The organism is Burkholderia sp. L-4 (assembly GCF_056856535.1).
In genome coordinates this window covers 793,092-815,309 of the sequence record NZ_JBXEOX010000003.1, presented here as the reverse complement: position 1 = coordinate 815,309, position 22,218 = coordinate 793,092, and the positions used below count along the sequence as shown (strand labels likewise).

Here is a 22,218-nt window from a genome sequence, read left to right as displayed (position 1 = left end):
GCCGGGGCGACCCGCGCTACGCATAGAACGCCGACGGCGACACGCCGAAGTGCCGCTTGAACATTGCGGAGAACGCGCTCTGACTGCTGTAGCCGTGATCCATCGCGACGGTGACCACCTTCTCGCCGTGCGCCAGACGCTTGAGCGCGAGCAGCAGCCGCGCCTGCTCGCGCCAGCGGCGGAAGCTGAGCCCCGTCTCGCGCCGGAACGCGCGATGCAGCGTGCGCACCGACAGCCCGAGCAGGTCGGCCCATTCGGCGATCGTGCGCAGGTCGTCGGGCGCGGCGACGAGTGTGTCGCAGATCGTCCGCAGGCGCGCGTCGTGCGGCCATGGCAGGTACAGCGGCAGCAGCGGTGCGACCGTCACCTCGGCCAGCAGCAGGTGCATCAGGTGATCGTGGCGCGAACCCGGCGCATAGTCGAGCGGTACCTCGACCGCGGCGAGGATCAGCTCGCGCAGCAGCGGATGCACTTCCACGACGCAACTGCGCGCGGGCAGGTGCTCGACCGCACCCGGTTCGACGAACACGGTGCGCATCTGCACGTCGCCGCTCATCTGCACCGTATGGTCGAGGCCGGCTTCGAGCCACACGCCGCGCGTCGGCGGCACGACCCACGACGCGCCCTCCGACTGCACGTGCATCACCCCTTCGATCGCGTAGAGAAGCTGCGCGCGGCGGTGCCGGTGCGCCGGGATCGACGTGCCGTGCGTATAGGCCGCCGCCATCGCGGACACCGGCATCGGCGTCGATTCGTAGCGCAGGTGCGCGAAGGGCTGGGTGGACTCGAATGTCCGATTGGCGATAAGTCCTGACATTTTGGCGTGAGACAGGCAGTTGGGCGGACGGGCACGATGGCGTTCCGATTCACGCCAGATTCCCTGTCAGGATATTAATCCGTCGAACGCGATGAACAAGTCACCTTTTCTGTTTCCCTTCTGCGCGATCGCGCTGTGGGCCGGCAACGTCGTGGTGTCGAAGCTGTCGGCGTCGACGATCGACCCGTCGGCCATCACGTTCTACCGGCTGCTGTTGGCGGTCGTGCTGATGAGCGTCTTCACGCTCGCCCCCGCATGGCGCAATCGCGCGGTACTCGTCGCGCACCTGCCGAAGCTCGCGGCGCTCGGCTTTCTCGCGATGGCGCTGTTCCAGAGCCTGTCTTACGAGGCCGCGAAGACGACCAGCGCGACCAACATGGCGATCATTACCGCGCTCGTGCCGCTGATGACGATGGTGCTCAGCTCGCTGCTGCTCGGCGATCCGCCGGGCGCGGGCATGATCGGCGGCGGGGGGCTGTCGCTCGCGGGTGTCGTCTACCTGATCGCCGAAGGGCACCCGACGGCGATCGCCGCCCGCGGCGTGCACATGGGCGACCTGCTGATGCTGGCCGCGTCGGCCGCGTACGCGCTGTACGGCGTGTTGCTCAAGCGCTGGCGCATCGGCGCGCTGCCGGCATGGCAGTCGACCTACGTGCAGGCGCTGGCCGCGCTCGTGTTCATGCTGCCGATGCTGCTGCGGTTGCCCGCGCAGGCCGCCTGGCCGACGCGCGCGAGCGTGCCGCTGATCCTGTACGCCGGCGTGCTGGCGTCGGTGGTGCTGCCGTATCTGTGGATGCAGGGCGTGCGGCTGCTCGGCCCGAGCCGCTGCGCGATGTTCATGAACCTGCTGCCGGTGATGACGGCCGCCGGCGCGATCGTGTTGCTCGGCGAATCGCTGCGGCTGTATCACCTGGTCGGCGGCGGTGTCGCGCTCGTCGGCGTGGCGATCGCGCAGCGGTTTCCGCTCCATGCCAGGGCATCGCAAGAGGTCCGCCAATGAGCGCCGGATTCGACATGCGGGACCTGATTGCCGCGCTGCCGGACGGACCTGCGCCGACCCGTCGCTTGCGCGCCAGCTCGAACGCATCGCGACCGCGCTCGAAGCAATGGCGCACACCGGGCGGCCGGCCGACGTCGATTTCGAGGCGGCCGTCGCGTTTCGCTGGCGCGGCTTCGGCGGCGGCCCTCGAACGGCGCCGCTCGAGCCGATCGCCACGCCCGCGCTCGTCGGGTTCGACGCGCTGCGCAACATCGGCCGGCAGGCGGCGATCGTCGAACGGAACACGCGGCAATTCGTGCGCGGGTTCGCGGCCAATCACGTGCTGCTGACCGGCGCCCGCGGCACCGGCAAGTCGTCGATCGTGAAGGCGTGCCTGCACGCGTTCGCGGTGCACGGGTTGCGGCTGATCGAGGTCAGCAAGGAAGGGTTGAGCGACCTGCCTGCGATCGTCGAGCTCGTACGCGCGCGGCCCGAGCGCTACATCGTGTTTTGCGACGACCTGTCGTTCGAGGCCGGCGAGACCGGCTACAAGGGGCTGAAGACGGTGCTCGACGGCTCGGTCGCGAGCGACCTGTCGAACGTGCTGGTGTATGCGACCTCCAATCGCCGCCACCTGATGCCCGAGCAGGCGAGCGACAACGCGAACGTGACGCGCGCGGAGAACGGCGAACTGCATCCGGGCGACGCGGTCGAGGAGCGGATTTCGCTGTCGGAGCGCTTCGGGATCTGGGTCACGTTTTATGGCTTTACGCAGGACGAGTACCTGGCCGTCGTCGAGAGCCGCCTCGGCGCGGCCGGCTTCGACGACGAAGCAATCCGCGCGGCGCGCGAGCCCGCGCTGCAGTGGGCGCTGGAACGCGGTGCGCGCTCGGGCCGCATCGCCGTGCAGTTCGCGCGCGATTACGCGGGGCGGCTTGCGGACGAACGCGGCGCCGAAGAGGGCGGGCCGATTCGGCGGACGGGTTGAACGGGGCGCAACGTCGCGCGTGACGACGCCCGTCGGCCCGATGCGGCCGTGCGCCGTTGGCGTCGTCAGTACCCCGCCCCGCCGCCTGCCTGATCGGTGACGATCGCGACGCCCGAGCTCGTGCCGAGCCGCGTCGCGCCGGCCTCGAGCATCGCGAGTGCGGCCGCGCGATCGCGCACGCCCCCCGAGGCCTTCACGCCGAGTGCCGGGCCGACCGTGCGGCGCATCAGCGCGACATCCGCGAGCGTCGCGCCGCCGTGGCCGAACCCGGTCGACGTCTTCACGAACGCGACGCCGAGATCGCGGCACATCTCGCACACGCGCACCTTCTCGTCGTCCGTCAGCAGCCCGGTTTCCAGGATCACCTTGAGCGGCACCGCGCCGCATGCGCGGTGGACGGCCGCGATGTCGGCCTTCACGTCGTCGGCGCGGCCGCTCTTCAGCGCGCCGATGTTGATCACCATGTCGATCTCGCCGGCGCCCGCGTCGATCGCGGCGGTGGCTTCGAATGCCTTCGCGGCCGACAGCCCCGCACCGAGCGGGAAGCCGACCACCGCGCAGACGAGTACGCCGGTATCGGCCAGCTCGCGTGCGGCGAGCGGCACGTTCGCCGAATTCACGCAGACCGAGTAAAAGCGATGCTCGGCCGCCTGGCGGCAGAGTTCGCGGATCTGCGCGTCGCGCGCGTCGGGCGCGAGCAGCGTGTGATCGATGGTGTGGGCGAGTTGGGCGTTGGAAAGCGGCATGTGTCAGGACTCCACGGTTCGTGTGCCGGAAGGGCACACGGAAAGTTGATGTTTTCACATCGGTTTGTTACAAATACGACATTCCGGCCGGGCCTGGGCGCCCGGCACGACACGCGACGGGTAGGCAGGATACTGGCATGGAAACGAAGAAGGGCGAACGGATCAAGACCTTGATGAACGTGCTGCAAGGGCAGAACGCGATTCATCTGAAGGAAGTCGCCGAGCTGTTCGGCGTCTCCGAGATGACGATCCGCCGCGATCTCGCGGACAACCCGCACGGCCTCAGCCTGATCGGCGGCTATGTGACGCGCCATTTCGCCGCGCAGCGCAGCGACATCGGCGAGTACCTGATCAGTGCCGAGAACAACCGGCAGACCGAGGAAAAGCGCCGCATCGGCAAGCTGGCCGCTCAGTTCGTGACGACCGGCGACACGATCTTTGTCGATTGCGGCTCGACCACGCCGTTCATCGTCGATTTCATCCCGGACGACCTCGAGTTCACGGCGGTCTGCAACTCGCTGAACGTATTCGCGAAGCTGCAGCAGAAGCCGCATTGCAACGTGATCCTGTGCGGCGGCGCGTATCACCGCCAGAACATGGTGTTCGAATCGGTCGCCGAAACGGGCATCCTCGACTCGGTGCGCGTGTCGAAGGCATTCATCTCGGCGGCCGGCGTCAGCGAGCGCTGCGGCGTCACGTGCTTCAACTTCCACGAGGTCGACGCGAAGAAGAAGGTGATGGCGCGCGCACAGAACCGCTTCCTGCTCGTCGACCACACGAAGTTCGACGAAGTGCGCGCGGCCTATTTCGCCGAGCTGACCGATTTCAACTACGTGATCTCCGATGGGCAACTGAGCCACCGCTACGAAACGGCGATCCGCGAACACGGCATCGCGCTCGTGACCTGATGACCCGCGGCCATGCGTCGCGCGTTGCATCGCATCAGGCATCACGTGCTTCGGCCGCGCTCAGGTAGCCGGTGAGCACGTCGAAGCGGCGCGTCGCGCCCGGCGCGAGCGCCGCGACATGGCCCTTGCGGCGCTCCGCTTCATATCCCTCCGGCTCGCAGGTCGACGGCAGCGCAAACGCGGCGACCTGCTGGTCCGCGTTGTGCAGGATCCAGCGCGTCGCATGCGGGAATTGCCCGGGGCGGTACGCGGTGTGGAATGCGCCGCCATCCGGATGCGCGAGCCGGAAATGCGCGATGCCATCGGCGTCCGTTTCCGCACCGTTCATGAAGAACACGATCTCGGGGTCGTACAGCGCGGGCGTATCGAGCGTCGTCAGCCGCTCGGGTTCGCGCGCGAGCGTGGCCGTGTAGTCGCGCCACGCGGCGGTCGGCTTCACGTGTGCCGGCACGCTGTCGCGCAGTCGCAACCCGCCGCGCGACAGCGATTGCACGAAGCGGCCGCCCGGCACGTACGCGTAGTTCAGGTGGGCCATGTACATCAGGTCCATCGGCGTGCCGCCGAGATTCGTCACGCCCATCGCGATCGTCATCCGCGCCTCGTGCTCCGCGAGCCGTACCGACGGACGCGCGACATAGTGGCTGCCGAAGCCCTGCACGTACTCGTATTCGCCGGTCACTTCGACGCTCGCGCCGCGCGCATCCGTGCCGACGACGAGGCTCGCGCGGTCCATCGGCGCGCACGGCATCTCGCCGTGCAGCGCATGTGTGTCGTCCGGCCCCGGGCAGCCGTTGCGCAGCAGCCCACTGTGGAACATGAAGCAGCCGTAGGTATCGATGATCGATGCGGCGCGCTTCGGCTGCCGGAACATGTGTTTCATCGTCAGGTCGCGGCCGTCGAATTCGGCGGCCCAGATCATCTGGCCGAGATACGGCAGCACGACGAGATGGCCGCGGCGGTTTTCGAGCTTCAGCGCCTCGACGCCCGACGGATACGCGAACGCGGTGACGGTGAGGCCGTCGGTGCGGTACAGCGTGCGTGGCGTTTCGCGGAAGTCGTCGCGCCGCAGTTCGATTTCGCCGCGCATGGTCACGCTCCCGACGTGTTGCGCGATGCGGCGTAGCGCGCGGGCGCACGGCCGTCGGCGGCTGCGTCGGGCGTCGCGGCCGGCAGGTGACGCAGGCAGTGGAAGCCGTAGTAGACGATCACGACGAAGCATGCGAGCGGCACGACGAACGCGAGCTGCATGTTGCCGCCGGTGTGATCGGAGATCAGCCCCTGGATCAGCGGCACGACCGCGCCGCCGACGATGCTCATCACGAGGATCGAGCCGCCGTATTCGGTGTCCTTGCCGAGGCCGTCGATCGTCAGGCCGTAGATCGTCGGCCAGCACGGGCCGAGGAACACGCTCACGCACACGGCCGCATAGACGGCCGTGATGTTGTGCACGCTGATCGTATACGCGAGCAGCGCGATGCACAGGATGCCGTAGACGATCAGCACCTTGGCCGGGCCGACGCGCTTCATCACGAGTGTCGCGACCAGCTTGCCGACGAAGAACGCGAAGAACGTCGCGAGCAGGTAGCGCGACGCGCCGCGCTCGGTGAGGCCGCCGATCTGCATCGCGAGCCGGATCGTGAAGCTCCACACGCCGACCTGCGCGCCGACATAGAGGAATTGCGCGACCACGCCCGCGACGAAGCGCCGGTTGCCGAACAGGCGTGCGAGCGTGCCGCGCGCGTCGATCCGGTGCGTGACCGCGCCGGGACCGTTGCCCTTGCAGGCCGGGTAGGGCGTGAGCGCGAATACGATGAATACCGCGACGAGCACGACGATCAGCCACTTGTACGGCTCGAGTGTCGCCTGGATCATCGCGAGCTGGTGTACGTGTGCGTCGGCGGCCGACATCGCCGCGAGCTGCGCATGCGACGCGTCGCCTTCCTTGAAGATCAGGAAGCTGCCCATGTAGACGCCGGCCATCGCGCCGAACGGATAGAACGTCTGCGAGATGTTCAGCCGCCGCGTGCTGGTGTCGCGCGGGCCCATCAGCGTCGAATACGAGTTCGACGCCGTCTCGAGGAACGACAGGCCCGCGGCGATCACGAACAGCGCGACGAGGAACATCCCGTATTTCGCCATCGACGCGGCCGGGAAGAACAGCAGGCAGCCGGTCGTGTAGAGCAGCAGGCCGACGAGGATCGTTGTCTTGTAGCTGAACTTCTTCACGACGGTCGCGGCTGGAATCGCGAGGAAGAAGTAGCCGAGATAGAACGCGGACTGCACGAATGCCGATTCGAAATCGGACAGGAAGAACGACTTCTTGAACTGCGCGATCAGCACGTCGTTCAGGTTCGCGGCGGTGCCCCACAGCGCGAACAGGCAGCACAGCAGCGTGAACGCGAAGAGCGGCGTGCGGTTCAGGTAGTAGCCGTCGGGTGTGTGTTCGATCCTGGCTCGGCTCATGGGTGTCTCCTTCCCAATGTCTCGTCGATGAAGGCGCCGTTCAGAGGCCGGCGTCGTGGAGGAAGCGTTCGAACGTCGCGGCGTCGGCGTACGACTTCTGCGTGCCGAGGCCCGTGACCGAATGCGCGGCGTACGCGGATGCGTAGCGCATCGCGTCGACGGCATCGCGCGACCTGGCGTAGCAGCGCGCGAAGCAGCCGATATACGCATCGCCCGCGCCCGTCGTGTCGCGTGCGTCGACCGGGACGCCCGGCACGTGCCGGGCGCCGTCGCGCGAGACGAGCAGCGAGCCTTGGTCGCCGAGCGTGACGAGCACGTGCTTCAGCCCGCGTGCGACCAGCGCTTCGGCGGCGCGAGTGGCGCTTTCGCGCGAATCGACCGGCATGCCCGACACGATCGCGAGCTCGGTTTCGTTCGGCACGAAGAATTCGACGGAGCGGATCCGTTCGAAATCGAGGTCGGCCACCGCCGGCGCGGGATTCAGCAGCACGGGGATGCCGTGCCGTGCGCCGAATTCGATCGCGTGATAGACGGTGTCGAGCTCGATCTCGAGCTGCAGCACGATCAGCGCGCATTCGGCGAGCGCCGGCGCGGCCGCGTCGATGTCGGCCGGCCGCAGGTGGCGGTTCGCGCCCTTGACGATCAGGATGCTGTTGCTCGAATCGGGTTCGACGAAGATCGGCGCGACGCCGCTCGGCACGCCGGCGACCTTGCGCACGTGCGTGGCGTCGATTCCCTCGCGTTCGAAGTTGCGGATCGTGTTGTCGGCGAACACGTCGTCGCCGACCTTCGTGACCATCACGACACGCGCGCCGAGGCGCGCGGCCGCGACGGCCTGGTTCGCGCCCTTGCCGCCGCAGCCGAGCTCGAAGTTCGGCGCCTCGAGCGTTTCGCCCCGGCCGGGCATGCGTGTGACGTAGGTCACGAGGTCGACCATGTTGCTGCCGATGACGGCGATTGTCTCCATCTGCGTCTCTTCCTTTGATATGAGGTGCGCCGCGAGAATGGGGCGACGACTGTAGTATGTGATAATAAAATCACATTAAATGTGAAAATGCAATCTTATGATGTAAAGAGGGTCACTTGGGTCGGGCGTTCCGCGGGGGCTCGCGCGTACCGAGGTTGTCGACATGCAAAAGACGCGAACAGGACGCTGGACGTCATCAACCGTCTGCGGGTACCGATCATCACGACGGGCCTGGGCGATACCCGGACCCTGGTTTCGCGCTATTTCGCGCGTCTCTGGAAGGCCTCGACGAGTCGACGCCGCACGCCGATTACGGCGTGCCGGGGACCGACGTGCGCGTCACGCGCCGCACGCGACATCGAAGCCGCATCCGTTGATGCCTCATACCCGTCAATTTGCCGCGCGATGGCACGCGGTGCCGGCGGATCCGGCGTCCTGAGGGCGTTCCGTTCCGGCGATATGGAGGCGCGGCGAAGGAGATCATGAAGCGACACACCCGATGTCCGCTGTCCGCCAGCAGCATGTCAGCATGTTTGCTGCGGAATCAGCAGCATTGAAATTGCGGTGAGGGGATTTCAATGCCGGACGGTGCTTGTGCGGTATGGCACGGTTTCTGCATCGGGTGATGCTTTCGACGCCATTTCCAATCTGCCGGAGCCGACGTGACCGCTTCAAATCATCTGAAATCCGTCCATCATTCCGATGTCCAGCTGTCGCGGGGCACGGATTACGAGCGCCTGGCGGAGCGCTTCCGCCCGGTTTTCGCGCGTATCGCAGACGGGGCGCTCGAACGTGAACGTTCCCGCACGTTGCCGTATGACCCGATCGAATGGCTCAGGGAGAGTGGGTTCGGCGCGGTTCGCGTACCGGTCGAGCATGGCGGCGCGGGCGCGTCGTTGCCGCAATTGATACAGCTTCTCATCGAACTGGCCGCCGCCGATTCGAACCTGCCGCAGGCGTTGCGAGGCCACTTCGCTTTCGTCGAGGATCGGCTGAATTCCGCGCCGGATGTGGCGCGTGACGAATGGTTCCGGCGCTTTGTCGCCGGAGAACTCGTCGGCAACGCGTGGACCGAGGTTGGCAGCGTCGCGATAGGCGATGTGATTACCCGTGTGCGGCGCGACGGGGATGGCTGGATCCTCGACGGAGAGAAATACTATTCGACCGGAAGCATCTTCGCGGACTGGATCGACGTATTCGCGCGCGATGAAGACGGCCGAGACGTGATCGCGGCCGTCCGGACGAACCAACCCGGCGTGCAACGCAGCGACGACTGGGACGGCTTCGGTCAGCGCACGACCGGTAGCGGCACGACCCGCTTCGACGCGGCGCGAGTCGATGCGCAGAACGTGTTCGACTTCGCGACGCGCTTCAAGTATCAGACGGCGTTCTACCAGCTCGTGCTGCTCGCGGTGCTCGCGGGCACCGGGCGCGCCGCGCTGCGTGACATCGCGCGCGAGGTGAGTTCGCGCAAGCGCATCTTCAGCCACGGCAACGCCCCGTCGTTCGCGCAGGACCCGCAGATCCAGCAAGTGGTGGGAGAGGTGGCTGCGCGCGTATTCGCGGCCGAGGCCACGGCGGTGCGCGCGAGCGAGGCGTCGCAGCGTGCGTACGAGGCACGTTTTGGCGGCGACGAGCAAGCCGAGCACCGTGCGAATGTCGACGCGGAACTGGATTCGGCGCGTGCTCAGATCGTGGTGTCGGACCTCGTGCTGCGCGCGACGACCGATCTGTTCAACGCGCTTGGCGCATCGGGCTCGAGTGCCGCGAAGGGCCTCGATCGCCACTGGCGCAACGCGCGCACGGCGGCCTCGCACAATCCGCTGGTGTTCAAGGCCCGCATCGTCGGCGATCGGGAAATCAACGGTACCGAGCCGCCGTATGTCTGGGCCATCGGCAGCGGGCCGGGTGCGCAAGGCACTTCCACGGTTGCCGCCTGAACGCGTGCGAGGAGCGGACTAGGTGTATCCCGCTCCCTTTACTTCTTCAAGCAGGACTTGCCGAATTGAAAAGGATTGCTGCGTAACGTGTACATGTTCGGCATCGCTGCTTTTCGGTATGCGTGCACGTGAGCGACGACTGCGAGCGATTCATGTATTCCGATGCTTTCGCGCATGAGCCGGCGACGCAATGCATGTCATGCACGGCATCGCTTCGGCGCGTGCTACTTCAAGGCGTTGATTTCCTTTGCCCGGATCAGGCGTGCACGCAATACGTTGCGGCTGATGCCGAGCAGCTTCGCTGCCTGGATCTGATTGCGGTGGCTGAATTCGAAGGCCACGCGCATCACGGTATCCTCGATATGCTCGAACAGATTGTCGTGTTCCGCGTCGAACAGGCAGCGTAGCGCCTGCTCGAACGTTTCCTGAGGATCAAGGTGTGGCGTCGACTCGTGACGGCGGGCGAACGTCGTGTCGCCATACCGGATCTGGAGATCGGAATCCTGGAGCAGATCATGGCGGCTGACCAGCAGTGCGTGGTGGATCACGTTCTCCAGTTCGCGGATATTGCCGGGCCAGTGATGCGCAAGCAGCTTCTGTTCGGCTCGTCTGTCGATATCCGCGGGGCCGTAGCCAAGACGACCGCGATAGTCTTCGATGAAGTATCGCGCGAGCGGAAGGACGTCGCCCGGGCGTTCGCGTAGTGCGGGGATCGCGAGCTGGACGACGTTGAGCCTGTAGAACAGATCGCCGCGGAAGTGGCCTGCCGCGACGGCATCGTCGAGATGCACGTTGGTGGCCGCGACCACGCGCACATTGATCGGAATACTGTGACGCGCCCCGAGCCGGACGATTTCGCGCTCCTGCAGCACGCGCAGGAGCTTGACCTGCATCGACAGCGGGAGATCGCCGATCTCGTCGAGGAACAACGTGCCGCCGTTGGCCGCCTCGAACCATCCGGGCTTGGCGCTGAACGCGCCCGTGAACGCCCCCTTCTCGTGGCCGAACAGTTCGCTCTCCACCAGCGTTTCCGAAAACGCGCCGCAGTTGACCGCGACGAACGGCTGATTCTTGCGATGGCTCAGATTGTGTACGTGGCGGGCAATCAGTTCTTTCCCGGTTCCGGTTTCACCGATGATGAGCACGCTTGCGTCGCTGGGCGCGATCATGCGTATCTGGTTGAGCAACGCGAGTGAGCGCGGATCGACGAAGACCTGCGCGCGTGCACGGATCGAGGTGGTGAGCGCGTGCCGGTCCGGCAAGGTCAGCACGTCCGGGTCGGCAGTGTCATCCGGGTCGCCCGGTTGGGCGGGAGGGAGCGGGCGGTTCATGAGTAGAAGGTCGGTTGGGGGTAGGTTCGTTTGAGTGCCCACTCGCCGAGTTCCCGCAGTTTGTAGGCCAACGGATCGTGCAGCGAGTGGGTGCGCAGGTTGCGCCAGTGTCTGTCCAGACCCAGTGCGCCGTGGGTGGCGCGTGCGCCCGCGACGTCGAACATGCGGGTACAAACGTCCAGCCCGGTCCGTATCGCCGAGACTTTTGCGCTCGCGACCGCAATCGCGACTTCTCCGCGCTCATCGTCGCTGAGTGCCGCGCCGAGTGCGCATGCATCGTCGAGTCGGGCGGCGGCGCGGTCGGCCAGAACGCGGACGGCCTCGAGGCCAGCCCAGAACTCTCCATACTGGCCGAGGATATAGGGGTCGTCGTCGGTTCTTTCCGCACGGGACGAGGGCCAGGGTCGGGCCTCGTGCAAGGTGTAGTGTCGTGCGTCGTTGAAAGCGCCCTCGCTGATGCCCAGGTAGACGTTCGTGAGGACGAGCTGCGCGATCAACGGGCGAAGGCAGGCGAACGGTGTGGAGAGCGGTCCGGGATCAGAGAGGATTTCGTGATGCTCGACGCGCACCCGTTCGAAGGTCACGGTGCCGCTGTCGGTTTGGCGCTGGCCGATATTGTTCCAGTCCTCGGAGATGGAAATGCCGCTGCGGTGCGTCGGGACAGCCGCGATGAGCAGCGCGTTGGTGTCGACGTCCCGAGCGGAAGCGATCAGCATTTCGGAATCGAGTGCGCCGGAGCAGAAGCTTTTCTGGCCACTGAACTCGAGCCAGCCGTTGCCCGGAGAACTGATCGTGCGCTCGTCGAGCGGATTGAGCGCGTTGCCCCAGAACCAGTCGTGGGCGGCCGTCTGCTGGAACCATGGCTCCCATTGCTCGGCGGCGCCGAACAGACGGACGGTGGCAAGCAGCAGATGATGAAAACCAAACAGGTGGGCAAGCGAGCCGTCGGCACGCGCGAGCGTACGCACGACGTCCAGCGTGGTCAGCCAGTTCGCACCGAGTCCGCCATAGGCGGCTGGAATACTGAGTCGCAACAGGCCGCTGGCGCGTAGCGCATCGCGCTCGGCCTTTGGCGTGCCGCCCGCACGATCTCGCTCGGCGGCGGTCTGCCCGAATCGGGCAGCCAGTTCTTCGGCGATGACGCGTACTGCCGAGGTATCGGAGGGCGTGCCGCGAAGCCCGATCGTATCCGGATAGGTCGAGAGTGTTGCCATGTGAAAGGTAGGAGTGAAGTGCGGCGTAGTGTTCCGGTATGAGGGATTCTCTTTGCGTCGATGCTTCCTGGAAAGCAACGAATTTTCATATCCAAATCAGAAGCTTGATTTTCAGGCAGCGGGAAGGGGCGCGGTTGCTTGGTGGTCAGCATCCTGCTGACGGAATGCTGATTGATGAGCACGCGCGGCGATCGGCGCGTCAGAGCGGGCAACGCCACGAATGAGTTTCTCCCGACGGGCGGCGGCGCGGTGCCGGCCATACGCGCATCGATCGTCATCAGCTTGGCACTGCTTGGATTGCAACCGTCGTCGGTCGTGTGCAAGCCCGTTACGGGGCAAGAGCGGCGCCTGCTGGTTCTGATGCTTTTGATTCCATTCGCCCATGGCATGGAACATGCGTGAGCGTCTGCTCGAACAATGTCGATCAGAAGGTGTTTCGCTCATGAAGCATATCGGTGCGGAGACAGTCGAAATGGCCGCGTGGCAGCCCGTGGTGGAGTCCGTCGTGCAGGAGCTGGCACGTACGGCGATAGCGCGCGACCGGGCGGGTGGAACGGCGTTGCACGAGCGTCGAGTACTTCGCGATAGCGGCTTGCTTGCGCTGAGCGTGCCCCGCGCATACGGGGGGCACGGAGCGACCTGGTCCGACACGCTGGCCGTCGTACGGCGTCTCGCTCGGGTGGACAGCTCGCTCGCGCATCTCTTCGCCTTTCACCATCTGCATCTCGCGACAGTGCGCTTGTTCGGGCGCCCGCAGCAGTGGGAGCCCTGGCTGGAGCGGACCGTTTCGCAACGCTGGTTCTGGGGGAACGCGCTCAATCCGCTCGACAAGGGTACGCGCGCGGAATCGGATGGGGCGGACGGATGGGTTTTCGTCGGGCGCAAGAGCTTCTGCTCCGGCGCGGCCGATTCGGATCGCCTGCTGGCGTCGGCTTTCGATGCGCAGGGACGTTTGCTGATCGGCGTGGTGCCGACTGCGCGCGAAGGGATCGCGATCCTCGACGATTGGGACAACATGGGGCAGCGTCAGACGGATAGCGGGACGGTGCTGTTCGAACAGGTGAAGGTGGCCGGCGACGAGATCCTAGCCGATCCGGGGCCTTTGTCTTCGCCGTTTGCATGCTTGCGGCCGCTGTTGGCCCAGTTGATTCTGGCGCATATCTATCTTGGTCTAGGCGAAGGCGCGATAGGCGCCGCGCGGGATTTTACGCGGGAGAGTACGCGATCGTGGGTCGCGTCTCCGGCATCGCATCCGACGGAGGATCTGTATGTGCAGGGTCACTACGGTCGGTTCTGGCTTGCCATCGAGGGGGCAAGCGCATTGGTCGAGCGCGCCGCGGGCGCGTTCGATGTGGCCTGGCGGCGCGAGGCGGCGCTGACGGAACGCGAACGGGGCGAGGTGGCGATAGCCGTCGCGGCGGCCAAGGTTTCGTCTGCGCAGGCTGGTCTCGATATCACGCAGCGCATGTTCGAAGTGACCGGCGCGCGGGCAACGACGGCCGCGCTGCGGTTCGATCGGTTCTGGCGGAACCTGCGTGTTCATACCCTGCACGATCCGATCGACTACAAGATTCGCGAGTTGGGGGACTGGGCCCTCAACGAGCGTTTTCCGACGCCTTCTTTTTACTCCTGATGCTGCTCGTGACGCGGCCCGGAAGCAGGGATGCTGCGGGTCAGTCATCTGGATCGGAGATATGGATTCCAGTCCGTTCGGAATGATTTAAGGATCGGCTTGCGATCCGCGAAATGTCGCGGCGTGACCGTAGATTGAGCCCATTTTTTCCGTTGCGGAATGGAAGAGGCGTGTTTGGCACGGTATTCGCTAGATGGTTGGTCGACGTTATCGGACTCGTGCGACAGATGAAGAGGAATGCTTGATGGGAAAGAAGACATACAAGGTCGTTGCGGTATCGGGCAACACCTCGCGGCCGTCACGAACGCTCGCGCTGTCGGAGGCGTTGCTGTCCGGCTTGCGTGCCGAGTTGCCTGTCGAGCCGCATTTGATCGAACTCGGGGTGATCGCGCCGGTGCTGTCCGGTGTGCTGTCGAGAGCGGATGCCGGAGACGAACTGGAGCGACAGTTGCGCGCGATCGAGGAGGCGGATGCATTGATCGTAGGAAGTCCTGTCTATCGGGCTTCGTATACGGGGCTCTTCAAGCATCTGTTCGATCTTGTGCATCACGAGGCGCTGATCGACGTGCCCGTTCTGCTGGCTGCGACGGGGGGCAGCGAACGTCATGCGCTGGTCATTGACCATCAATTGCGCCCGCTGTTCAGTTTTTTCCAGGCGCGTACCTTGCCGATCGGCGTGTACGCGTCCGAACGGGATTTCCAGAACTACACGATTACGAGCCCCGAGTTGCGCGGGCGCATCCGGCTGGCCATCGAGCGGGCCGTCCCGCTCGTTCGCGAAGTCGGCGGATTTGAATCTTCCGCGGCCGTGCCGGTCGCGTGAATCTCGACATTTTCCAACCAGGACATTTCCATGAGCAACACGACTTCCTCCGGCGATGCCGTCAAATTCGCGTACTGGGTGCCGAACGTCAGCGGCGGCCTCGTCGTCAGCACGATCGAGCAGCGTACCGACTGGAGCCTTGAATACAACCAGAAACTCGCACGCACGGCCGAGGCGGCCGGCTTCGACTACGCGCTGAGCCAGATCCGCTTCACGGCCGGCTACGGCGCCGAATACCAGCACGAGTCGGTGTCGTTCAGCCAGGCGCTGCTGCATGCGACGACGAAGCTCAAGGTGCTCGCCGCGATCCTGCCGGGGCCGTGGCATCCGGCGGTGGTCGCGAAGCAGCTCGCGACGATCGACCACATTTCGAACGGGCGCATCGCGATCAACGTCGTGAGCGGCTGGTTCAAGGGCGAATTCACCGCGATCGGCGAGCCGTGGCTCGAGCACGACGAACGCTATCGGCGCTCGAAGGAATTCATCCAGGCGCTCAAGGGCATCTGGACCCAGGACAACTTCACGTTCAAGGGCGACTTCTACCGCTTCAACGATTACACGCTGAGCCCGAAGCCGGTGCAGAAACCGCACCCGGAAATCTTCCAGGGCGGCAGCTCGCGCGCGGCGCGCGACAACGCGGCGAGCGTGTCGGACTGGTATTTCACCAACGGCAACACGCCGGAGAACCTCAAGGCGCAGATCGACGATATCCGTGCGAAGGCCGCCGCGAACAACCATCGCGTGCGGATCGGCGTGAACGCGTTCGTGATCGCGCGTGATACCGAGGAAGAGGCGAAGGCCGTGCTCGACGACATCATTGCGCATGCGCACGTCGAGGCGGTCAATGCGTTCGGCGATGCGGTGAAGCAGGCGGGCAAGGCGTCGCCCGAAGGCGAGGGTAACTGGGCGAAATCGACGTTCGAGGATCTCGTGCAGTACAACGACGGCTTCCGCACGAACCTGATCGGCACGCCGCGGCAGATCGCGGAGCGCATTGTCGCGTTGAAGGCGATCGGCGTCGATCTGGTGCTGGCCGGGTTCCTGCATTTCATCGAGGAAGTCGAGTACTTCGGCAAGAAGGTGCTGCCGCTCGTGCGCGAACTCGAAAGCCGCCAGCAGCCGGTCGCGGCCTGACCCGGAGCGAGACGCATGACTCAGACCGCACCGCCGCTGCTCGCGCTCGAGCGCATCTCGCTGTCGTTCAAGGGCGTCAAGGCCGTCACCGACATCAGTTTCGAGGTGGCGGCGGGCGAAATCTGCGCGCTGATCGGACCCAACGGCGCGGGCAAGAGTTCGCTGCTCAACGTGATCAACGGCGTATATCGGCCGGAGCAGGGTGCCGTCCGGTTCGACGGGCAGGTGTACCGGCGCATGGATCCGTATCGCGCCGCGCACCGAGGCATCGCGCGCACGTTCCAGAATCTCGCGCTGTTTCGCCGGATGAGCGTATTCGACAACGTGCTCACGGGGCGCAACCTGCATCGACGCAGCACCTGGCTGGAGCAGACGCTGCATGTCGGACGCGCACGCCATGACGAGGCCGAACAACGCAGGTACGCGGAACGTGTGATCGAGAAACTCGACCTGCAGGACCATCGCGACACGGTGGTCGGCACGCTGTCGTATGGCTTGCAAAAACGCGTTGAACTGGCGCGCGCGCTCGCGGCCGCGCCGCGCCTTTTGTTGCTCGACGAGCCGATGGCCGGGATGAACGCCGACGAGAAGCATGCGATGGCCGAATACGTGCTCGATGCCAACGCGCATCTCGGGGTGACCGTGGTGCTGATCGAGCATGACATCGGCGTCGTGATGGGCGTGTCCGATCACGTGGTGGTGCTTGATTACGGCAGGAAAATCGCCGACGGCAGGCCCGACGAGGTGCGCAGGCATCCGGATGTGCTGGCGGCCTATCTGGGCACCCGTCACTGACGGGAACGGACGACAACGGGGGGGTAATGGAGTTCTTCATCGAGGTGCTGACCGGCGGGTTGCTTGCGGGCGTGATGTACTCGCTTGTCGCGATCGGTTTCGTGCTGATTTACAAGGCGTCCGGCATTTTCAACTTTGCGCAGGGCGCGCTCGTGCTGTTCGGCGCGCTGACCTACGTGAGCCTTGTCGAGCGCGGCTGGAGTGGATGGCTCGCGTTTGTCGCCACGCTCGGCGCGCTGGTCGTGATCGCGATCCTGACGGGGAGGTTGGTGTTGCGCCCGCTCGTGAACCGGCCGCCCATCGTGCTGTTCATGGCGACGCTTGGCCTGAGCCTGGTGCTCGAGGGCGGAGCGCAACTGCTCTGGGGCGCGCAGGTGCACGGTCTCGAACTCGGCATCGACGACAAGCCGCTGCATCTGGCCGGCGTCATGGTCAGCCAGTTCGATCTGTTCGCGGCTGCGACGGCGGGCGCGCTGGTGCTTGGACTGTCGCTGTTCGCGCGAGGAACCCGCCTTGGCCTGTCGCTGCGTGCGGTGGCCGACGATCCGCTTGCCGCACTGGCGGTTGGCGTGCGTCTGCCGCGCGTATGGGCGGTCGTCTGGGCGCTGGCGGGGTTCACGAGTCTCGTCGCCGGGCTATTGTGGGGCGCTCGGCTTGGCGTGCAGTTTTCGCTTTCGCTGGTCGTGCTCAAGGCGCTGCCGGTGCTGATCATCGGCGGCTTTTCGTCGATTGGCGGCGCGATCGCGGGAGGGCTGCTGGTCGGTGCCACCGAGAAGCTGGCCGAGGTTTACGCGGGTGGGCTGATCGGCGACGGCATCGAGAACTGGTTCCCCTATCTGATGGCGATGCTGTTCCTGCTGGCGCGGCCGTACGGCCTGTTCGGCGAGCCGCCCGTCGAGCGTGTCTGAGGGAAGTCACATGGAATTGACGAATACCGCTTCGGTCCCCGTATCGCGTCGCGTGAACCCGCGCCGGTGGATCGCGCCGGGTGTGCTTGTGCTCGTCGCGTTCGTTGGCGTGCCGCTGTGGGCGAACGATTACTGGCTCAATGCGATTCTGGTGCCGTTTCTGATCCTGTCGATCGCGGGACTCGGCCTCAACCTCTTGACCGGCTATGCGGGGCAGCTTTCGCTGGGTTCGGCGGCATTCATGTCGATCGGGGCCTACGCGAGCTACAACCTGCTCGTGCGCGTGCCGGCGCTGCCGTTGCCGGCGAGTCTGCTGCTTGGCGGGGGCGTGAGTGCCGCGGTCGGCGTGCTATTCGGGTTGCCCAGCCTGCGCATCAAGGGTTTCTATCTGATCGTCTCCACGTTGGCCGCGCAATTTTTCGTGGTCTGGCTGTTTACCCGCGTGAGCTGGTTTTCGAACAACGATACGTCGGGTGTGCTGAGCGCGCCGCTGCTTGAGATCGGTCGCTGGCACATCGACAAGCCGGCGTCGCGCTATCTGTTGGTGCTCGGCGTCGCGACTGTGCTATTCGCACTGGGAGCGAGCGTCGTGAAAAGCGAGCTGGGGCGGCGCTGGATGGCGGTGCGCGACATGGATACGGCGGCGCGCGTGATCGGCATTCCGATCGGCCGGACCAAACTGCTCGCGTTTGCGCTGAGTTCCTTCGTGCTGGGGATTGCCGGCGCACTCTGGGCCTTCGCTTACCTCGGCACGATTGAACCGGACGGCTTCAGCCTCAACCTGTCGTTCCAGATCCTGTTCATCATCATCATCGGCGGCATGGGCAGCATCGGCGGAAACTTCCTCGGCGCCGCCTTCATCGTGCTGCTCCCGATCCTGCTGTCGAACGCGGGCGGCGAGCTCGCGCGATTCGGGATCGGCGGCGAACAGGTGCAGAACCTGCAGAAGATCATATTCGGCAGCCTCGTCATCGTGTTCCTGATCAAGGAGCCGGACGGGCTCGTACGATTGGTCCAGGTAGCGTGGGCGCGATTCGTGAACAAGAAATGAAGCCGTGTCGACGAGGAATTTTTTTAGTCATATCAACAAGGAATCCAATCATATGGAAGCTGTTCGAAAACAATTTTCGGGTTCGGCATGGAGAAGATGGGTTGGCGCCTTTGCCGCCGTGCTCGCGCTCTGCCCGGCGGTCGTGCCGCAGGCGCGCGCGGCGGGCGCGGAATACTTCCCGCTGCAAAGTTACCGCGTCGGTCCGTACGCGGCGGGCGGCAGCGGCTTCTTCGGCGGCTTTATCGACTACCTGCAGCTGATCAACGCGCGCGACGGCGGCGTCAATGGTGTCAAGCTGGTGTGGAAGGAGTGCGAGACCGAATACGTCGTGGAAAAGGGTGTCGAGTGCTACGAACGCCTGAAGAACAGCGGCCCCGACGGCGCTCCGGCCGCGGCCACCAATCCACTGTCGGTCGGTATCGCGTATGCGACGCTCGACCGTTCCACGGCCGACAGGATCCCGCTCATTACGATCAACCACGGACGTACCGACTCCACGGACGGTTCCGTGTTCCCGTACGTGTTTCCGCTGCAGCTGAATCCGTACAGCGAGGTGTCGGCGATCGTCAACTACGTCGGGCAGCGCTCGGGCGGACTGGCGAGCCTGAAGGGGAAGAAGATCGTCGTGCTCTATCACGGCTCGCCGTATGGCCGCGAGACGATTCCCGTGGTCGATCTGCTGGCGAAGAAATACGGCTTCATCGTGACCCAGATCGAGGTTCCGCACCCGGGTAACGAGCAGGGTTCGCAGTGGCTGAAGATTCACCAGATCAATCCCGACTGGGTGATCCTGCGCGGCTGGGGCGTGATGAACCCGGTGGCGATCAAGACCGCACAGAAGGTCGGGTATCCGGTCGACCACATCATCGGCAACATCTGGAGCAATTCGGAGGAGGACGTGCGCCCGGCCGGCGATGCGGCCAAGGGCTTCATCTCGATCACCACGCACCCGTCGGGAACGGATTACCCGGTGCTGCAGGCGATCAACCAGTTCGTGATCAAACCGGGTAACGGCAACCTCAAGGATCCCGCGCGCTTCGGCACCGTGTACTACAACCTCGGCGTGGTGAACGGCATCCTGAATGTCGAGGCGGTGCGCGTCGCGCAGCGCAAGTACGGCAACAAGCCGCTGACGGGCGAGCAGGTGCGCTGGGGCTTCGAGCATCTGAATCTCGACGACGCCCGGCTCAAGCAGCTCGGCGCGCTCGGTCTCGTGCAGCCGCTCAAGCTGTCCTGCGCGGACCACGAAGGGGGCGGCGCGGTGCGTTTTCAGCAATGGGATGGTGCCAAGTGGCACGTGATCAGCGATTGGGTGCAGGCCGATCGCGCGCTGCTGCGCCCGATCATCGAGAAGTCGGCGCTCGCCTATGCGAAGGAAAAGGGCATCACGCCGCGCGATTGCAGCAAGGAGCCGTGAGCATGAGCGCCCCGATCCTGCAGGTCGACGAGATTGCCGTAACTTACAGCCAGATCATTCCCGCGTTGCGCGGGGTGTCGCTGACGGTCCCCGAGGGCGCGATCGTTGCGCTGCTCGGCGGCAACGGGGCGGGCAAGACCACGACGCTCAAGGCACTGTCGAGCCTGGTGCATGCCGAGCGCGGCGAATTGACGAGCGGCCGCGTCGTCTATCGCGGCGAGGACGTCACGCGTGTCGAGCCGTGGACGCTGGTCGAGCGTGGTCTGGTCCAGGTACTCGAAGGGCGTCGCTGTTTCGGACACCTGTCGGTCGAGGAGAACCTGCGGATCGGTTCTTTCGCGCGGCGCTCGAAGCGGGTCGGGATCGACACGGATCTGGAGCGGATCTACACGATCTTTCCACGCCTGAAGTTGAAGCGGAAAGCCTTGGCCGGCTATACGTCGGGCGGCGAACAGCAGATGCTCGCGATTGGCCGGGCGCTGATGGCGCACCCGTCACTCGTGTTGCTGGACGAGCCGTCGATGGGACTTGCGCCGCTGGTTGTCGAGGAGATTTTCGAGGTCGTCGCGACGCTCAACCGTGACGAGGGCGTGAGTTTCCTGCTCGCCGAGCAGAACGCGTCGATTGCGTTGCGCTTTGCCGGTTATGGCTACGTGCTGGAAAGCGGTCGAGTCGTCGCGCATGGCACGTCGGCGGAACTCAGGGAGCTCGATGCTTTACGGGATGCCTATCTTGGCGGTACGCCGGTCGAATATGCGGCCAGACGGGCACAACGGACGTTGGTGACGACTTCGGCGTGACGGGGCCGCCGGTCGGAAGTCGGACAGGATGCGCAATCGACAGCATCGGGCCGAGCGATGTCCCGAGCTCGCCGTCGTCGCTCCTGCTTGCCGCGTTTCGACAGCCGTGGCGCCGATCGTGCGAGAACCCGGCATTGCATCGACCCGCGCGCGCTGCGGATGATGATTTCACGAATACATGATGAGTCTCGATATTTTCTGGTTTCTGCCCACTTCGGGCGATACGCGCTATCTCGGCAGATCGGATTTCGGCCGTCAGGCAACGAACGCTTACCTGCGCAGGATTGCGGTCACGGCCGACGAACTCGGTTACGACGGTTTGCTGATTCCGACGGGCGCTTCCTGTCTCGATCCGTGGGTGACGGCGGCCAGCCTCATTCCGGTCACGCAGCGTATCAAGCTGCTGGTGGCGCTGCGGACATCACTTGGCAATCCGACGGCTTCCGCACGCCAGGCGGCCTCGCTGGACCAGGCCCTCGGCGCGGGGCGGCTGTTGCTGAATGTCGTGCCGGGCGGCGACGCAACCGAGCTTGCTGCCGATGGCGTGTTTTACAGCCACGACGAGCGATACGAGGCCAGCGACGAATTTCTCACGATCTGGCGTCGTCTGTTGCTGGGCGAGAAAGTCGATTTCGACGGCAAGCACCTGAAGGTGCAGGGCGCGCAGAACTTCTTCCCACCGGCGAGCCAGCCTTATCCGCCGTTGTATTTCGGCGGCTCCTCGCCAGCGGCGCACGAGTTGGCCGCGAAGCATGTCGATGCCTATTTGACCTGGGGTGAACCGCCCGATGCCGTGGCGGAGAAGATCGCCGACGTGCGTCGGCGCGCCCGGCAGTATGGTCGCGAGATTCGTTTTGGCGTGCGGCTGCATGTCATCGTGCGCGAAACCAGCGAGGAGGCATGGGCGGACGCAGATCGACTGATCAGTCACCTGACCGACGAGGAAATCGCGGCGGCACAGCGCAACTATGCGAGCATGGATTCAGTCGGGCAGAAACGGATGGCGGCGTTGCACGGCGGCAGCCGTGAAACACTGGTGGTCGGTCCCAATTTGTGGGCGGGCGTCGGCCTCGTGCGCGGAGGGGCGGGCACGGCGCTGGTCGGAAGCGCGGAAGAGGTGGTCGCGCGACTCAACGAGTATGCGGACCTCGGTGTGGACAGTTTCGTGTTGTCCGGCTATCCGCATCTGGAAGAGGCGATTCGTTTCGCGGAATTGGTGTTTCCGCTGCTGCCCGGCAAAACACCGGTCACGTTGCGCGATCGGACGCTCACCGGTGGCGCGTTCGATATCCGGGCCAACTGAC

21 protein-coding genes are annotated in these 22,218 nt (G+C 65.1%); 14 read left to right on the top strand and 7 right to left on the bottom strand.

The genetic code is table 11. The features are described from left to right. Positions 1–16 precede the first annotated feature (16 nt). Positions 17–817 (bottom strand): AraC family transcriptional regulator, encoded by an 801-nt coding sequence (locus AC1VVG_RS34185; protein ID WP_059557410.1) that lies wholly within the window; start codon positions 815–817, stop codon positions 17–19. Positions 818–908: 91 nt separating this feature from the next. On the opposite strand from AC1VVG_RS34185, the gene AC1VVG_RS34180 reads away from it, so the two are divergent. Together AC1VVG_RS34180 and AC1VVG_RS34175 are read left to right on the top strand one after the other, a co-directional pair. Next, positions 909–1,817: a DMT family transporter gene (locus tag AC1VVG_RS34180; RefSeq protein WP_482837581.1), complete on the top strand. Its 909-nt coding sequence runs from the start codon at positions 909–911 to the stop codon at positions 1,815–1,817. A gap of 106 nt (positions 1,818–1,923) precedes the next feature. Then, on the top strand, positions 1,924–2,784 hold the full coding sequence (locus tag AC1VVG_RS34175; RefSeq protein WP_482837580.1) for an ATP-binding protein: 861 nt from the start codon (positions 1,924–1,926) through the stop codon (positions 2,782–2,784). A gap of 65 nt (positions 2,785–2,849) precedes the next feature. Here AC1VVG_RS34175 and deoC read toward each other — a convergent pair whose 3' ends face one another. After that, positions 2,850–3,530 carry a deoxyribose-phosphate aldolase gene (deoC, locus tag AC1VVG_RS34170; RefSeq protein WP_124671302.1) on the bottom strand — a complete coding sequence of 227 codons (681 nt, stop codon included), beginning with the start codon at positions 3,528–3,530 and terminating at the stop codon, positions 2,850–2,852. Positions 3,531–3,667: 137 nt separating this feature from the next. Here deoC and deoR point away from each other — a divergent pair, with 137 nt between their 5' ends. After that, on the top strand, positions 3,668–4,438 hold the full coding sequence (gene deoR / locus AC1VVG_RS34165) for a DNA-binding transcriptional repressor DeoR (protein WP_034191096.1): 771 nt from the start codon (positions 3,668–3,670) through the stop codon (positions 4,436–4,438). Between the two features lie 34 nt (positions 4,439–4,472). On the opposite strand, the gene AC1VVG_RS34160 is transcribed toward deoR, so the two are convergent. Genes AC1VVG_RS34160 through rbsK form a run of 3 tightly spaced genes read right to left on the bottom strand, consistent with a single transcriptional unit; the run spans position 4,473 to position 7,868 of the window. Next, positions 4,473–5,525 carry an aldose 1-epimerase family protein gene (locus AC1VVG_RS34160; RefSeq protein WP_124671301.1) on the bottom strand — a complete coding sequence of 351 codons (1,053 nt, stop codon included), beginning with the start codon at positions 5,523–5,525 and terminating at the stop codon, positions 4,473–4,475. A gap of 2 nt (positions 5,526–5,527) precedes the next feature. Further along, positions 5,528–6,901 (bottom strand): L-fucose:H+ symporter permease, encoded by a 1,374-nt coding sequence (fucP, locus tag AC1VVG_RS34155; protein ID WP_034191098.1) that lies wholly within the window; start codon positions 6,899–6,901, stop codon positions 5,528–5,530. A gap of 40 nt (positions 6,902–6,941) precedes the next feature. After that, on the bottom strand, positions 6,942–7,868 hold the full coding sequence (rbsK, locus tag AC1VVG_RS34150; RefSeq protein WP_175029076.1) for a ribokinase: 927 nt from the start codon (positions 7,866–7,868) through the stop codon (positions 6,942–6,944). Between the two features lie 662 nt (positions 7,869–8,530). On the opposite strand from rbsK, the gene AC1VVG_RS34145 reads away from it, so the two are divergent. After that, positions 8,531–9,808 (top strand): acyl-CoA dehydrogenase family protein, encoded by a 1,278-nt coding sequence (locus AC1VVG_RS34145; protein WP_482837579.1) that lies wholly within the window; start codon positions 8,531–8,533, stop codon positions 9,806–9,808. Between the two features lie 224 nt (positions 9,809–10,032). On the opposite strand, the gene AC1VVG_RS34140 is transcribed toward AC1VVG_RS34145, so the two are convergent. Together AC1VVG_RS34140 and AC1VVG_RS34135 are read right to left on the bottom strand one after the other, a co-directional pair. After that, a complete protein-coding gene (locus AC1VVG_RS34140) occupies positions 10,033–11,139 on the bottom strand; it encodes a sigma-54 interaction domain-containing protein (protein ID WP_059557401.1) in 1,107 nt (368 codons plus the stop codon). Then, positions 11,136–12,353 (bottom strand): acyl-CoA dehydrogenase family protein, encoded by a 1,218-nt coding sequence (locus AC1VVG_RS34135; protein WP_482837578.1) that lies wholly within the window; start codon positions 12,351–12,353, stop codon positions 11,136–11,138. The genes AC1VVG_RS34140 and AC1VVG_RS34135 overlap by 4 nt, the downstream gene beginning before the upstream one ends. A 174-nt stretch (positions 12,354–12,527) precedes the next feature. Between AC1VVG_RS34135 and AC1VVG_RS34130 the strand changes: the two genes are divergently transcribed. From AC1VVG_RS34130 to ssuD, 10 genes are all read left to right on the top strand, one after another. Beyond that, positions 12,528–12,755, top strand: a complete 228-nt coding sequence (locus AC1VVG_RS34130; protein ID WP_482837577.1) for a hypothetical protein — start codon at positions 12,528–12,530, stop codon at positions 12,753–12,755. A 40-nt stretch (positions 12,756–12,795) separates the two neighbouring features. After that, entirely contained in the window at positions 12,796–13,986 is a 1,191-nt protein-coding gene (locus AC1VVG_RS34125; protein WP_069706439.1) for an acyl-CoA dehydrogenase family protein, read from the top strand. Positions 13,987–14,230: 244 nt separating this feature from the next. After that, the gene (msuE, locus tag AC1VVG_RS34120; RefSeq protein WP_049033006.1) at positions 14,231–14,809 is read left to right on the top strand and encodes an FMN reductase; all 579 of its coding nucleotides are present in this window, start codon (positions 14,231–14,233) and stop codon (positions 14,807–14,809) included. Positions 14,810–14,839: 30 nt separating this feature from the next. After that, a complete protein-coding gene (gene sfnG / locus AC1VVG_RS34115) occupies positions 14,840–15,943 on the top strand; it encodes a dimethylsulfone monooxygenase SfnG (RefSeq protein ID WP_482837576.1) in 1,104 nt (367 codons plus the stop codon). Between the two features lie 15 nt (positions 15,944–15,958). Then, positions 15,959–16,738 (top strand): ABC transporter ATP-binding protein, encoded by a 780-nt coding sequence (locus AC1VVG_RS34110; RefSeq protein WP_482837575.1) that lies wholly within the window; start codon positions 15,959–15,961, stop codon positions 16,736–16,738. 26 nt (positions 16,739–16,764) lie between these two features. Continuing rightward, complete coding sequence (locus tag AC1VVG_RS34105) at positions 16,765–17,646, top strand: branched-chain amino acid ABC transporter permease (protein WP_034190398.1); 882 nt, start codon at positions 16,765–16,767, stop codon at positions 17,644–17,646. Positions 17,647–17,656: 10 nt separating this feature from the next. Next, positions 17,657–18,697 carry a branched-chain amino acid ABC transporter permease gene (locus AC1VVG_RS34100; protein WP_482837574.1) on the top strand — a complete coding sequence of 347 codons (1,041 nt, stop codon included), beginning with the start codon at positions 17,657–17,659 and terminating at the stop codon, positions 18,695–18,697. Between the two features lie 52 nt (positions 18,698–18,749). Beyond that, a complete protein-coding gene (locus AC1VVG_RS34095; protein WP_425551672.1) occupies positions 18,750–20,114 on the top strand; it encodes an ABC transporter substrate-binding protein in 1,365 nt (454 codons plus the stop codon). A 2-nt stretch (positions 20,115–20,116) separates the two neighbouring features. Continuing rightward, the gene (locus AC1VVG_RS34090) at positions 20,117–20,914 is read left to right on the top strand and encodes an ABC transporter ATP-binding protein (RefSeq protein ID WP_343728018.1); all 798 of its coding nucleotides are present in this window, start codon (positions 20,117–20,119) and stop codon (positions 20,912–20,914) included. Positions 20,915–21,095: 181 nt separating this feature from the next. Further along, positions 21,096–22,217 carry an FMNH2-dependent alkanesulfonate monooxygenase gene (gene ssuD, locus AC1VVG_RS34085; protein ID WP_175027792.1) on the top strand — a complete coding sequence of 374 codons (1,122 nt, stop codon included), beginning with the start codon at positions 21,096–21,098 and terminating at the stop codon, positions 22,215–22,217. Position 22,218: the final 1 nt, after the last annotated feature.

Coding starts and splice junctions, on each gene's coding strand:
- AC1VVG_RS34090 (WP_343728018.1), top strand. CDS start 20,117: ATGAGCGCCCCGATCCTGCAGGTCGACGAGATTGCCGTAACTTACAGC.
- sfnG (WP_482837576.1), top strand. CDS start 14,840: ATGAGCAACACGACTTCCTCCGGCGATGCCGTCAAATTCGCGTACTGG.
- AC1VVG_RS34100 (WP_482837574.1), top strand. CDS start 17,657: ATGGAATTGACGAATACCGCTTCGGTCCCCGTATCGCGTCGCGTGAAC.
- AC1VVG_RS34095 (WP_425551672.1), top strand. CDS start 18,750: ATGGAAGCTGTTCGAAAACAATTTTCGGGTTCGGCATGGAGAAGATGG.
- AC1VVG_RS34175 (WP_482837580.1), top strand. CDS start 1,924: ATGGCGCACACCGGGCGGCCGGCCGACGTCGATTTCGAGGCGGCCGTC.
- AC1VVG_RS34105 (WP_034190398.1), top strand. CDS start 16,765: ATGGAGTTCTTCATCGAGGTGCTGACCGGCGGGTTGCTTGCGGGCGTG.
- AC1VVG_RS34135 (WP_482837578.1), bottom strand. CDS start 12,353: ATGGCAACACTCTCGACCTATCCGGATACGATCGGGCTTCGCGGCACG.
- AC1VVG_RS34130 (WP_482837577.1), top strand. CDS start 12,528: ATGAGCACGCGCGGCGATCGGCGCGTCAGAGCGGGCAACGCCACGAAT.
- AC1VVG_RS34180 (WP_482837581.1), top strand. CDS start 909: ATGAACAAGTCACCTTTTCTGTTTCCCTTCTGCGCGATCGCGCTGTGG.
- AC1VVG_RS34140 (WP_059557401.1), bottom strand. CDS start 11,139: ATGAACCGCCCGCTCCCTCCCGCCCAACCGGGCGACCCGGATGACACT.
- deoC (WP_124671302.1), bottom strand. CDS start 3,530: ATGCCGCTTTCCAACGCCCAACTCGCCCACACCATCGATCACACGCTG.
- AC1VVG_RS34185 (WP_059557410.1), bottom strand. CDS start 817: ATGTCAGGACTTATCGCCAATCGGACATTCGAGTCCACCCAGCCCTTC.
- msuE (WP_049033006.1), top strand. CDS start 14,231: ATGGGAAAGAAGACATACAAGGTCGTTGCGGTATCGGGCAACACCTCG.
- rbsK (WP_175029076.1), bottom strand. CDS start 7,868: ATGGAGACAATCGCCGTCATCGGCAGCAACATGGTCGACCTCGTGACC.
- deoR (WP_034191096.1), top strand. CDS start 3,668: ATGGAAACGAAGAAGGGCGAACGGATCAAGACCTTGATGAACGTGCTG.
- ssuD (WP_175027792.1), top strand. CDS start 21,096: ATGAGTCTCGATATTTTCTGGTTTCTGCCCACTTCGGGCGATACGCGC.
- fucP (WP_034191098.1), bottom strand. CDS start 6,901: ATGAGCCGAGCCAGGATCGAACACACACCCGACGGCTACTACCTGAAC.
- AC1VVG_RS34125 (WP_069706439.1), top strand. CDS start 12,796: ATGAAGCATATCGGTGCGGAGACAGTCGAAATGGCCGCGTGGCAGCCC.
- AC1VVG_RS34160 (WP_124671301.1), bottom strand. CDS start 5,525: ATGCGCGGCGAAATCGAACTGCGGCGCGACGACTTCCGCGAAACGCCA.
- AC1VVG_RS34110 (WP_482837575.1), top strand. CDS start 15,959: ATGACTCAGACCGCACCGCCGCTGCTCGCGCTCGAGCGCATCTCGCTG.